Source organism: Sphingomonas sp. 35-24ZXX, from assembly GCF_000786215.1.
Taxonomy (GTDB): Bacteria; Pseudomonadota; Alphaproteobacteria; order Sphingomonadales; family Sphingomonadaceae; genus Blastomonas.
The window spans coordinates 477,567-489,850 of the sequence record NZ_JROG01000001.1 but is presented as its reverse complement, the minus strand read 5'-3'; the positions used below and the strand labels follow the sequence as shown (position 1 = coordinate 489,850).

The following is a 12,284-nucleotide window of genomic DNA, read 5'->3' as shown; positions in this document are numbered from 1 at the left end:
TCAACGGTAGCGACCCGCAAATCGTATTACTGTGCACCTGCTGGTGCTGCCAGTCCCGGCGCAGTCACGGGCGCGCTGACGCCCTGAGCCTTGCTGGGATCAACCACCGCATCGACGCCCATGACACCGGCCAACTGACGCGCACGTGAACGGATGGTTTCCGGCACCTGCTTGTCTTCGGCCAGCTTCTGGAACAACGGCCCGGCCAAATCGGGCTTGTTCATCCGCATGTGCGCGATCGCGACCATTTCGCCGGCGCTGCCGAACCAGGGATTGCCTGGAACGGCCAGCGGCTTCAGCCGGGCGATCACATCCGCCGGCTTGAGACTGTCATATTCTGCTGCGGTCTGCCGGATCAGCGCCAGATCGCGCAGCGGCTGCGGCAGGCTGTCATCGGCGGCGACCTTGGCAAAGGCAGCCGCGGCCGCCTTGGGGTCGTTCTGTTCCTGCTTGATGCCCGCAGCGAGAATCTGCGAGACCGCCCGATAGCCAGGCTGATCGGCAGTTTCGAGCGCCTTCAGCGCGTTGGTGGCTCCTGAAAGATTGCCGTTGCGCACCGCATCCAGCGCGTTGGTCATCTCTTCGCCGCGCTCGCCGGCAGCTTCGCTCTGCGCATGCTGGTACCAGAACCAGCCGCCCAGCGCGAGCAGCAGCACGACGATGCCGATCAGGATGAACTTGCCGTAATTCTGGACGATGCCGGCCATCTGGTCCTGCCGCAGAGCATCATCGACCTCGCGAAGGAACATATTGTCACGCGCGGCATCTGCGTCCTTGTTAGGTGTCAGCGCCAATTGGGACTCCTTGCATAACCTGCACTGCCGAAAAGCTAGCGCTCCGGCTCAAGGTCAGCGTCTTTAACCGTCGCATTCGGCAAAAGCCATGGCAAATTTGCCCGTAACCGTCCCCGTTCAGAACCGCTTTCTGAAACTCAGCGAAACCACGCGGCCCTGCGGGTCTATGAACCCCGCCTGGTAGCGCAGCGGAATATCGCCCGCATCGGTGGTCACGCGCTGCTGTGCGTTGAAGATGTTGTCGACGCCCAGCCGCAGCCGTGATCCCTTGAGAAAGGGTACCGCCGCGGTCAGCTTGGGCTTGTTGTCGAAATTGACGAACGCGCGCATGCCGAAGGTCGCGATATCGTTGAACCGCAGATCGGTTGCGCCGGGCAGAACCCCGCCATCAACCCGCGATCCGCTCTGGTAATTGCCGGTAAAGCGCAAGCCCACACCGTTGAGGAAGAGGCCGCCCTCCATCTCGATACCATGGCGCGGAACACCGCCGCTCGACCCGATCGCCGAACCATCGAGCAGGTCGAGCTCGGGCAGACCGGCACGGATACGGATCGTCTCGGCAAAGCGGATCGTGTGATAGATCGAGATGTTCCAGCGACCGCCACGGCCGCCAGCGCCCGGACCAAACCCGCCGCTCGGACCGCGCGGGGGGCCGCCTGCGCCAGGTCCGCGCGGAGGCCCGCCAGCGGCTGCGCGTTCGCCCCGCGGCCCCCCGGCGGGAGGAGCGCCTGCCTGGCCTTCACCGCGCGGCGGACCGCCTGCGCCAGGACCACCGCGCGCACCGCCACCGCCTGCGCCGCCACCACGATCGCTGCCGCCGATCTGCCGCGAGAAGTTGATGCCATAACGCACCCGGTCGCTCGTCACCCGGTCATAGTTGATCGCGCGCTGATCGATCGCCACCAGCGAACCATCGGCATCGCGGATGATGCGATCGGGGAACGCTGCTTCGATCTCGGGGGTGAGGATCGGGAACGAGGACGTCGTTCCATAGCTGCGGTTGCGGATATATTCCGCGAGGAAATCCAGCCCCTCGATGAACGGCGGGCGATAATTCAGCGATAGCTTGACGTCGCGCCGCTCTTCCGGGGTCAGCAACGGATTGCCGCCCGAGATGATCGTCGCCAGCACGGTTTCGTTGCGCGCAAGATCAAAGGTGCTGACATTGGGGGTGACGATCTGCGGATCGCCCAGCTGGCCGATACCCGGCGCTGCCTCTTCCGCGATCAGCGACGCCTGGATGGTGACCGTATCGGTCGGCGACCAGTTGAGACCATAGCCGAAGCTCAGCAGCCCGCCGACATCGCTGAGTTCGCGATACCCCAGATTGCCGTTGACCGACAGCTTGCCGAACCAGTCGCTCATGTAGCTGTCGACCAGCGGCACATCGATATTGCCCGAGACGCTCGCCTCGCTGCGGGTGAGCGAATTGCTGCCCTGCCCGGCCAGCCGGCTGTCGGTCGAATCCTGCAGGCGCCGGGCAAAGCCCCCCACCAGCGTCACGTTGACCGGGCCGGCGGGAAGATCGGCCAGCTTGCCATTGGCGGTGAGCTGGCTGTTGAACAGCTGGTTGCGGCTTTGCGCGGAATCGCTGACCAGCGCGGGCAGCAACGACCCCAGGGTTCCGGTAAACGGGTTGATCGCGTTGGTGGCGCGCGAGATCGCGGCCTGCAGACCGGTGACATCCGCCGGCTGGTCGATGATCGTCAGCGTGTCGACGCGGGTATAGTCGCCGGTCAGCGCCCATTTCCAGTTGGCGGGCAGCACGCCGTTGGCGTTGAAACCCAGCGAATAGGTGTCGGTATCGACCGTCCGTGTGATCGCCCGGGGATCGCCGAACGCGGTCAGCAGGCTGACATCGCGGCTGAAGGGGGAGAACGGGTTGCTGGTCGGGATGGTCAGCGTTGCGGTGTTGAGGCCGAGCAGCGAGGTTGCAAAATTGTTGGTATAGGTCGCGTTGACCTGCACGTTGGTATCGACGCCGAGCGTGCGGATGTAGGTCGCATTGGCCTGGATGCGGTCGGAATTGGGGACGAGCGTGCGGAATTCGCCCAGATCGGTGGTGTTGGCAGCGCCGGTAAAGGCGGACAAGGCGGGCGCACCGGTGATGCCTTGGGGTACACCGGCCAGCGTCACCGTACGGCCGGCCAAAGCACTGAGTGCCGGATCGATCGCCGCGCCGCTGGCAAAGGGCGATGCGCCGATATTGCCGCCCAAGGCGAACGGTGCCGTGCTGTCAGGCTGCACGATGCCGCGCTCGCTTTCGCGCAATGCGGTCGCCATCTCGTACTCGACATCGACAATCAGCCGGGTGTTCTTGCCCAGCTTGGTAAAGGTGCCCTCGAACTCGGTGGTGCCATAGCCGCCCTGGGTGGACAGGCCATTGTCGATCTCTGCGGCCAGGCTCTGATAGTTTTCGACCAGGATGAAGTTGATGACGCGCTGGTCGGGGCGGAAGCCGTATTTGAGCGCGAGTTCCTCGGGAAACACCTCGACCTTCTGGATTGCCTCGGGCGGTATGTCGCGGATCGCACGGAAGCCCGAGACGCGCTGGCCGTTGAGTAGCACCACGGGGCCATCACCGCCGCGCCCGCGCGCGCTGCCCGTCTGCGGCGCGATCTGCTGGAGCAACTCGGCGAGCGATGACGCACCATAGCTTGCGACATCGGCCGCGCTCAGTTCGGCAACGGGGGGCACATCGGTCTGGATCGCGCCGCGCAGCCGCTCTGCCACCACGACGATGGTATCGCCGTCATCGTCGGGTTCGGTATCGGCCGGGGGACTGGCGGGCGTCTGTGCCTGTGCGCCATCGACGGCAATTCCCTCGGCACCAGCAGCCCTGGTCGTGGCCTCCTCCGTCTCCAGCGAGGCGGCCAGAGCCGCCGGGCACGCAGCGACCAGCAGCGCTGCGGCCAGCGGAAGCGTGGTCATCGGGCGCGGGTTCGCCAGGGCCATAAGGCGCGGTCGCAGCTGTGGCATCATGGGGGACAAGGTCTCTTGTTCTGGTTGGCGCGCCGGGGAAAGCGCTTGGGGAATAAATGTGTTGCAGCGCAATATGATGTGCGCCGTCACCTTAGCCAGTGCTGAATTGTAACAAATTTTGGCATTTGTGCTCGAGTGTTGCCCAAAGGCTGCGGTTATGACGACCGCGCGCCAGAACGGCACCGCTGCGGCAAACCCGTGCAAACTCCCGTCTTTTCTTTTGCACGCTTTGTCTGTAAGGCGCGCTGAACTTTGCGCAGGCTTGTGATTTTCATCGGCGCGCATCAGGGCGGAGCGAACGGTCGCTGCGTCAACACCAGAACCAAATTGCAGGGGCCGAATGGCAAAAGAAGAACTTCTCGAAATGCGCGGCCAGGTGGTCGAACTCCTTCCCAACGCCATGTTCCGCGTGAAGCTGGAAAACGATCACGAGATCCTTGGCCACACCGCCGGCAAGATGCGCAAGAACCGTATCCGCGTGCTGGTGGGCGACGAAGTTCTGGTGGAACTGACCCCTTATGATCTGACCAAGGGCCGGATTACCTACCGCTTCAAGTAATGCCACCGCTGATCCTTGCATCGGCCAGTCCGCGTCGTCAGCAGCTGCTGGCGCGGATCGGCATCACTGCGGACGCGATTGTCCCCGCCGACATCGACGAAACCCCGCTGAAAGCCGAGTTGCCGCGCGTTTACGCGCAGCGCATGGCGGCGGAAAAGGCAGCGGTGGTCGCAGCCCTTCACCCTGATAGCGCCGTTCTGTCCGGCGACACCGTGGTCGCAGTCGGTCGCCGTATCCTGCCCAAGGCCGAAAGCGAGACCGACGCCCGCCATTGCCTGGACCTGATTTCCGGCAGACGCCATCAGGTCCTGTCGGCCGTCACGCTCACGCTTCCCGACGGCCGCAGCCTTCACCGTCTTTCGGAAAACACCGTGATCTTCAAGCGGCTGCATGCCGACGAGATCCAGGCCTATATCGCTGGCGGCGAATGGCAGGGCAAGGCGGGCGGCTATGCCATCCAGGGCACCGCAGAGGCGCTGATCCGCTCGATGTCCGGCAGCTACAGCGGCATCATGGGCCTTCCCTTGTACGAGACGCGCAGCATGCTGGTGACCGCCGGCCTGCTGAACCCTGCGGCATGACCCACTGGATCTACGAAGACGGCATCGGCGAGGAGCGCGCCGCGCTGATCGAGCATGGCCGCATCATCGAGGCCCGCATTCAGCGCAGCGACCTGCTGCTGGCTTGTGGGGCGGTCGTCGAAGCCCGCCTGCTTGCCCGCAGCGCAGGCGGCCACCGTGCCCGGATCGCGCTAGCCGATGGCAGCGAAGCCATGCTGCAGCCGGTGCCCAAGGACCTGAGCGAGGGCAAGACGCTGCGCGCCGAAGTGCTGCGCGAGCCGCTGTTCGAACCCGGAACCGCGCGTCACAAGCCGGCCCGGCTGCGCGCCGTCGCGGCCGATACACCGCTGCATCCCGGGCCCGGCCTGCTCGAAAGAATCACCGCCGACGGCCATGAGATTGTTCGCGCCTCTGCGCACGGACCAGACCTGCTCGCCGAATCGGGCTGGCACGAGGTGATGGCCGAAGCCGAGACCGGGCAGATCGATTTTGCGGGGGGCTCGCTGACGCTGTCGCCCACGCCCGCAATGATGGTGATCGACGTCGACGGCGAGAGTGCTCCGCGCGCGCTGGGGCTGGCAGCCGCCACCCAGGTTGCGCACGCAATCCGCCGACACGGAATCGGCGGCGGGGTTGTCGTCGATTTTCCGACCCTGGCCGACAAGGCGGACCGCAACGCTGTGGTCAACTATTTCGATGCCGCCATGACGCTGCCGTGCGAGCGCACCGCGATCAATGGCTTTGGTCTGATGCAGGTGGTGCTCAAGCGGACACGGGCTTCGCTGATCGAGCTCTGTGCTGGCGATCCGGTGCTCTGGCGGCTGCTGGCGAGCCTGCGCAGCGCCGAGCGCGCGGCGGGCACCGGCGCGCTGACCCTGCATCTTTCGGGAGACGAATCGGCGCGGCTGCTGCGCGACCCCGCATTGCGCGATTCCCTGCAGCGCCGCACCGGCCGTCCGGTTGCGGTTGCCGCGATCCCTGCCTAGATAGCCTGCATGGCCAATCCCCGCCCCTGCCCGTTGTGCCGCAAGCCCGCACGCGCCGAATTCTCGCCGTTCTGCAGCAAGGCCTGCAAGGATCGCGACCTGCTGCAATGGCTGGGCGAAGGCTATAGCGTTCCGGGACCGCCCGCTGACGAGCCCGATGCAGAGTATGATTGAGACCGGTTGCGGCCTGTGTGATTTTGCTATGGACAAGCCCCGCCAAGCCTGCCTATAGGCGGCGCTCCAAATCGCCGGTGAGGCGATGATCGGCTCAGCCACCTGCCTGCAGGTTGGCACAGGCCCGATGCCCGGGTAGCTCAGTTGGTAGAGCATGCGATTGAAAATCGCAGTGTCGGCGGTTCGACCCCGTCCCCGGGCACCACTTTTTCTCCCTGCCCATTTTGCCCGCGCAAGGCGCTTGCCTGATCCGGTCTGATTTCCGATAGCTTGGCCCCCAGCGTGTCAGTGGGGGTGCCATGGACGATGTCAGATTCACCAGTCGGCCCGCACCGCCTGCGCTTGCCCATGCAGTGCTGGAGCTATGGCACCTCGATGATCCCGGCGCCCCGCATTGCGGGTTGCCAAAGCCCTTTGTCGAAATCGTGATCAGCCTGCGCGGCATCCACTGGTGGTGGCCTGCACCCGGAATGCCCGAGCATCGCTATGCCACCAGCTGGGTGACCCCAGTGCAGAATGGGCCGCGCTTTGCCCGCGCCGAGGGGCGACGCCAACTGGTGGGCGCGCGGTTGCACCCCTGGGCCGCCAAAGCGTGGCTGGGCGCTCTGCCTCCCGGTGATGGCACCCCGCCGCCCAGGCTGTCGCAATGGCTCGGGCGCGAGGCAGGCGTGCTGCGCGATTCCCTCAAGGCAGCTGCGCATACCGACGCCATGTTCGCGCGGCTCGCGGACTGGCTGGCCGCACGGCTGCCCGGACCCGATGCCATCAACCTGCTACATCCTGCCGACGAGACAGGCCGCGCCAGGGACCTCGCCATGGCCTCGCAGGCGACTCCCCGGCACTATCGCCGGGTGTTTGCAGGGGGAACAGGGCTGGCGCCGAAACGCTGGCTGCTGCTGCGCCGGCTCGACGCCGTGCTGCGCGATCCCCGGCTCGCCGACCCGCATTTCTCGCTGGCGATCCTGGCCTGCGAGCATGGCTTTGCCGACCAAGCGCATCTGACCCGCGACATGAAGCGGTTTACCGGCGCCACTCCCGGGCAGTTCCGCCACAGGGCCACGCATTATCCGCCGCACATGCTGCTGCCGCGATGACCCCTTTGTTCAATCCCGGCGCTGGCCGTGCTGCTAATCCGGATGGCGAAAGGAGTGCGGCATGAAATTCGGGCGCAGCATAATGGGGACCGTGGCGGGGATCATGACAGCCGGATTGGTGATCGCGGGCGTTGAGGCGCTGGCCCACGGACGGGTCGCCGGAGATGCGCTGTTTGGCGTGGTCGCCGGGGGCTATGGACTGGGAGCGTTCGGTGGCAGCCTGGTAGCCTTGCGGCTGTCGGGCGCGCGGTGGACCGCCGTGGTCGTGACCGTGGTTCTGGCCCTGCTCGGCATCGTCAACCTGTTCGCGATGCCGCATCCGATGTGGTTCGTGCCGGTCGCTGGAGCGGCTCTGGCTGCAGGCCATTTTGCGGCCATCGTTGCCGCGCAGCGATCTCGCTCGCGGGCCTTGCCCTGACCGGCCCCCGGCCTATGATCGCGCTCCACTCCGGGAGATGACGATGACGCTCGATGACATGCTGGTTCCGACCTATCTCCAGATGCTCACGGCGCTCTCCACCTGGCTGGGCAAGGCGTCGGACCAGCTGACCGACGACAAGGCCGGATCGATCATGCACGTAGGGCTGGCAGACGACATGTTCCCGCTGTTCACGCAGGTGTGCTTCAGCTGTGTCCAGGCCCGAGAGGGCATCGCCCGGTTGCGGCAGGAAAACCCTGACGGATCGATCGGCGCACTGCTTGAGGACGGCCGCAATGCGCTGGCATTACCGCGGTCGATCGCGGATGCGCAGGACCGGATCGCCGCCACGATCGGCGCGGTCAAAACGGCCGCTGCCGATACGACCGCGCTTGCCCCCGATACGCCGGTCGCCCACAGCCTGCCCAACGGCATGATCTTCGATCTCACCGCCGCGCAATATGTTCGCGACTGGGCGATCCCGCAGCTCTATTTTCACGTGATGGCAGCCTATGCGATCTTGCGCGCACAGGGCGTCAGCCTGGGCAAGGCCGATTATGTGGCGCACATGTTCCCGTTGCTGCGGCCCGGAACCATGCCCTCGCCGCAATAAGGGTTTCCAGAGATTTCCGGTTGCCGGAAAGAACTTGCTGTTCTTTCTTTGTTCCCAACCCTATATCAAGGGGATGAGCGAGAAACCGATTCTGCAAAAGCTGGCCGTGCTCGCCGACGCGGCGAAATATGATGCTTCGTGTGCTTCGTCCGGGACGGTCAAACGCGATTCGACGGGCACCAAGGGTATCGGGTCGACCGGCGGCATGGGCATCTGCCACAGCTATGCGCCCGACGGTCGCTGCATCTCGCTGCTGAAGATCCTGCTGACCAATTTCTGCATCTATGACTGCCGATTCTGCATCAATCGGGCCTCCAGCAATGTGCCCCGCGCGCGCTTCAACCCGGCCGAGGTCGTCCGACTGACGCTCGATTTCTACAAGCGCAATTACATCGAAGGACTGTTCCTATCTTCCGGCATCATCCGGTCGGAAGACTATACGATGGAGCAACTGGTCGAGGTCGCTCGGCTGCTGCGCGAGGAGCATCGGTTCCAGGGCTATATCCATCTCAAGACGATCGCGGGCGCGTCGCCCGAACTGATTGCGCGCGCGGGCCTGTATGCCGACCGGCTGTCGACCAATGTCGAATTGCCGACCGAAGCGGGGCTGAAGAGCTTTGCGCCCGAGAAAACGCCCCAAACGATCCGCAAGACCATGGCCAATGTGCGTGTTGGGGTCGATGACGCGGCTGAAGCGCGCAAGGGGCGCTTGCTCCGCAAGGCCAAGCCGCCGCGCTTCGCGCCTGCCGGCCAATCGACCCAGATGATTGTCGGGGCCGACAGTGCGCGGGACAGCGACATCCTCACCACCGCCACCAGCCTCTATTCCGGTTACAGCCTGCGCCGCGTCTATTATTCGGCCTACAGCCCGATCCCCGATGCGAGCAGCGATCTGCCCCCGGTGCGCCCCCCCTTGATGCGCGAGCACCGGCTGTATCAGGCCGATTGGCTGCTGCGCTTCTATGGCTTTGCGCGTGACGAGATCATGGCCGGGGCACAGGACGGAATGCTCGATCTGGCGATCGATCCCAAGCTCGCCTGGGCCTTGCAGCGGCGCGAGGCGTTTCCGGTCGATATCAATCGTGCTCCGCGCGAGATGCTATTGCGCGTGCCGGGGCTTGGCACCAAGGCGGTCGAGCGCATCATCGCGGCGCGGCGGCTGGGTGCAGTGCGCATCGGCGACCTGGCGCGGCTGACGGCATCGGTGAAGAAGGTTCTGCCCTTCATCACCACCCCCGATTGGCGGCCCGGCGGGCTGACCGACAGCGAAAACCTGCGTGCGCGGTTTGCACCCCCGCCCGAACAGATGAGCCTCGCCTTCTAGCGGCGGTCGGCATGCGCGAGATCACGCTCAACACGCCCGGCGACTTTACCGAATGGCGCACGGCTGCGCGGGCCCTGCTGGCAGCATCGGTGCCGCCGCAAGAGGTGCTGTGGCGGCACGCGGGCGAAAGCGGATCGCTGTTCGCGGATTCGGCGGTGCTGCAGCCGCAGCGCACCGTCACCCTGCCCCGCGAGCTTGTCACCATCGCCGATCGGGTGATCTGCCACCGCGATGCCAGCGTGCCATCCCGGCTGTACCGGGTCGTCTGGCGGGCTCTCGAGGATCGGCGGTTGCTGGAACGGCGCACCGATCCGGACGTCGACTGGCTGGCCCGCATGGACAAGGCTATCCGCCGGGACCTGCACAAGATGCACGCCTTCGTTCGCTTCCGCCGCCTGGGAGATGGCCAGCAGGGCCCCGAATCCTTCGTCGCCTGGTTCGAGCCCGAACACCGCATCCTGCGGCTCGCGGCGCCGTTCTTTCGCAAGCGGTTCTATGGCATGGACTGGGCGATCCTGACGCCTGATGCCCGCGCAATCTGGCATGGCGAGGAGCTGGCGTTCGGCCCGGGCGGCACCCGCGACGAGGTGCCGGACAGCGATGTCGTCGAAGACCAGTGGCGGACCTATTACGGCGCGATCTTCAATCCGGCCCGAGTGAAGATCGCCGCGATGCGCGCGGAAATGCCGAAGAAATACTGGCACAACCTGCCCGAGGCGCAGGACATCGCCCCGTTGCTGGCGTCCGCTGAAGCGCGGGTGGAGCGGATGCGAGAGACTGCGGTCTCACTGGCCAATCCGCGCAGCGACAAATGGCGCGCACGTCCGGGCGAGCATGCTGCCGAGCCCGATACCGAGATCGGCTCGCTCGATGACCTGACGCGAGCACTCAAGGGCTGCACCCGCTGCCCGCTGCATTGCCATGCCACGCAAGCGGTGCCGGGCGAAGGTCGTGCCGAAGCGCGGATCATGCTGGTGGGGGAACAGCCTGGCGATCGCGAGGATCTGGAAGGACGCCCGTTCTGCGGCCCTGCCGGACAGCTGCTGGACGAAGCGCTGGCAGAAGCCGGTCTCGACCGCGCGACGCTCTACGTCACCAATGCGGTCAAGCACTTCAAGTTCGAACCGCGCGGCAAGCGCCGCCTGCACCAGAACCCCAATACCGGCGAGATCGATATCTGCCGCTGGTGGCTGGATCAGGAACGCGCCCTGGTCCGCCCCGATGTCATCGTGTCCCTCGGGGGCAGTGCCTTGCGCGGGCTTACCGGCAAGACTGCCAGTATCGCCTCGATGCGCGGCCAGGCCCATGCGCTGGAGGGCGGTACTCGGCTGGTGGCCACGGTGCACCCATCGTTCCTGCTGCGCCTGCCCGACAGGGACCGGGCCGCGGCAGAACGCCGCGCCTTTGTCTCCGATCTGGCGCGCGCCAAGGCGCTGGCAGAGGGTTTGTTGACCGGCACGCGCAACCCGGGCGCGGACCTTGCGTAACCCTGCCATGATAACACCGAGCACGAACGATGATCACCCGCTGGCAAAGCGGTTTCGCGAATTCATTCAGGACCGCAACTTCCCCTGTGTCGGCGCAAAGTCCGCGCTGGCCAAGGGCAACATGCGCATCATCATCGGACGCGACCTGCGGTCGGCATGGGATGATCTGCGCATCCACCCTGCTCTGCTGGGTATTGCGCGCGATTACACTCTGGATCCGGCCCCGTTCCAGTCGCTGGCAGTCGTCTTTGAAGAGGATGCCGGACTCGATGAAAAGGGTTTCGAGCGCCACTTGTGGGAGCGGCTGCAATCGCTGAGCGACAAGGATGACTGGCTGGGCCAGCCGGTCGATCCCCGGGTCAGCGCCGATCCGGATGATCCCCATTTTTCGCTCAGTTTCGGCGGCGAGGCGTTTTTCGTGGTTGGTCTGCACCCCGGTGCCAGTCGGCCTGCCCGCCGGTTCGACCGGCCGGTGATCGTGTTCAACCTGCACGATCAGTTCGAGCAGCTGCGCAGCTCTGGCATCTATGAGAAGTTGCGCGGCACGATCATTGATCGCGATATCGCGCTGGCAGGTCAGGTCAATCCGATGCTGGCGGTGCACGGGTCGGTGTCGGAAGCGCGGCAGTACAGCGGGCGCGCCGTTGATGAACGCTGGCAATGCCCGCTACGCCCCAGAAAGAGTGTCGAACATGCTTTCTGATCCTTCGTCGTGCGAAATCGCTCCGCGGTCGGGAACCGCCTTCCTGCTCGCCAAGGGCCAGACGCTGACCGTCACCGATGTGAAGGGAGAGCAGGTCGCCGATCTGCTCGCCTTCAACCAGCATGACATCGGCGAGGTGATCTCGTCAGGACGCACGCTCGATTATGCGAGCCGCATCTATCTGAGCGTCGGCGACAAGCTCTATTCCAATCGCAGCGAGGTCATGCTGGAAATCGTCTCCGACGATGTCGGCCGCCACGATTTTCTGCTGACGCCCTGCTCGAAGGATACGTTCCGCATCATCTATGGCGATACCGATCCGCATTGGGGCTGTTTCGGCAACCTCGCTGCGGCGCTCGCGCCTTATGGCGTGACCGAGGACATGATCCCTGTCGCGTTCAACTGCTTCATGAATGTACCCGTCGATGGCGTGACCGGGGAACTACGGGTGGACCCGCCGCTGAGCAAGGCGGGCGAAAGCATCCGTTTCGTGGCGCACATGGACCTGGTCATCGGCCTGACCGCCTGCTCTGCCCTGCAATCGAACAACGGATCGTTCAAGCCGATCGCTTATGCTATCTCGGACTGAT

General features: G+C 65.1%; 13 protein-coding genes and 1 tRNA gene. 12 read left to right on the top strand and 2 right to left on the bottom strand.

What is annotated here, in order from left to right:
* Window positions 1-26 precede the first annotated feature (26 nt).
* Both LI72_RS02235 and LI72_RS02230 read right to left on the bottom strand, forming a co-directional pair.
* Entirely contained in the window at window positions 27-794 is a 768-nt protein-coding gene (locus LI72_RS02235) for a tetratricopeptide repeat protein (protein ID WP_033924186.1), read from the bottom strand.
* Between the two features lie 117 nt (window positions 795-911).
* Window positions 912-3,725, bottom strand: a complete 2,814-nt coding sequence (locus tag LI72_RS02230; protein ID WP_197051768.1) for a TonB-dependent receptor — start codon at window positions 3,723-3,725, stop codon at window positions 912-914.
* Between the two features lie 391 nt (window positions 3,726-4,116).
* Between LI72_RS02230 and infA the strand changes: the two genes are divergently transcribed.
* The 12 genes from infA to LI72_RS02170 all read left to right on the top strand — a co-directional run bounded on the left by infA (window position 4,117) and on the right by LI72_RS02170 (window position 12,283).
* The gene (infA, locus tag LI72_RS02225; protein ID WP_010162480.1) at window positions 4,117-4,335 is read left to right on the top strand and encodes a translation initiation factor IF-1; all 219 of its coding nucleotides are present in this window, start codon (window positions 4,117-4,119) and stop codon (window positions 4,333-4,335) included.
* The gene (locus tag LI72_RS02220; protein ID WP_033924185.1) at window positions 4,335-4,916 is read left to right on the top strand and encodes a Maf family protein; all 582 of its coding nucleotides are present in this window, start codon (window positions 4,335-4,337) and stop codon (window positions 4,914-4,916) included. The genes infA and LI72_RS02220 overlap by 1 nt, the downstream gene beginning before the upstream one ends.
* Window positions 4,913-5,881: a ribonuclease E/G gene (locus LI72_RS02215; protein ID WP_033924184.1), complete on the top strand. Its 969-nt coding sequence runs from the start codon at window positions 4,913-4,915 to the stop codon at window positions 5,879-5,881. The genes LI72_RS02220 and LI72_RS02215 overlap by 4 nt, the downstream gene beginning before the upstream one ends.
* Window positions 5,882-5,890: 9 nt before the next feature.
* Window positions 5,891-6,055, top strand: a complete 165-nt coding sequence (locus LI72_RS02210; RefSeq protein WP_033924183.1) for a DNA gyrase inhibitor YacG — start codon at window positions 5,891-5,893, stop codon at window positions 6,053-6,055.
* Window positions 6,056-6,184: 129 nt separating this feature from the next.
* Window positions 6,185-6,260: transfer RNA gene (locus tag LI72_RS02205), tRNA-Phe, on the top strand.
* Between the two features lie 94 nt (window positions 6,261-6,354).
* The gene (locus LI72_RS18845; RefSeq protein WP_052129405.1) at window positions 6,355-7,149 is read left to right on the top strand and encodes a helix-turn-helix transcriptional regulator; all 795 of its coding nucleotides are present in this window, start codon (window positions 6,355-6,357) and stop codon (window positions 7,147-7,149) included.
* A gap of 61 nt (window positions 7,150-7,210) precedes the next feature.
* A complete protein-coding gene (locus LI72_RS02195; protein WP_156139439.1) occupies window positions 7,211-7,567 on the top strand; it encodes a hypothetical protein in 357 nt (118 codons plus the stop codon).
* Between the two features lie 43 nt (window positions 7,568-7,610).
* The gene (locus LI72_RS02190; protein WP_033924354.1) at window positions 7,611-8,180 is read left to right on the top strand and encodes a DUF1993 family protein; all 570 of its coding nucleotides are present in this window, start codon (window positions 7,611-7,613) and stop codon (window positions 8,178-8,180) included.
* A gap of 73 nt (window positions 8,181-8,253) precedes the next feature.
* Window positions 8,254-9,504, top strand: coding sequence for a putative DNA modification/repair radical SAM protein (locus tag LI72_RS02185; RefSeq protein WP_033924181.1), 1,251 nt, complete (start codon window positions 8,254-8,256; stop codon window positions 9,502-9,504).
* Between the two features lie 11 nt (window positions 9,505-9,515).
* The gene (locus tag LI72_RS02180) at window positions 9,516-10,991 is read left to right on the top strand and encodes a UdgX family uracil-DNA binding protein (protein ID WP_052129404.1); all 1,476 of its coding nucleotides are present in this window, start codon (window positions 9,516-9,518) and stop codon (window positions 10,989-10,991) included.
* 7 nt (window positions 10,992-10,998) lie between these two features.
* Window positions 10,999-11,694 carry a guanitoxin biosynthesis heme-dependent pre-guanitoxin N-hydroxylase GntA gene (gntA, locus tag LI72_RS02175; protein ID WP_033924180.1) on the top strand — a complete coding sequence of 232 codons (696 nt, stop codon included), beginning with the start codon at window positions 10,999-11,001 and terminating at the stop codon, window positions 11,692-11,694.
* Window positions 11,684-12,283: a DUF1989 domain-containing protein gene (locus LI72_RS02170; RefSeq protein ID WP_033924179.1), complete on the top strand. Its 600-nt coding sequence runs from the start codon at window positions 11,684-11,686 to the stop codon at window positions 12,281-12,283. Before gntA ends, LI72_RS02170 begins: the two co-directional genes overlap by 11 nt.
* Window position 12,284: the final 1 nt, after the last annotated feature.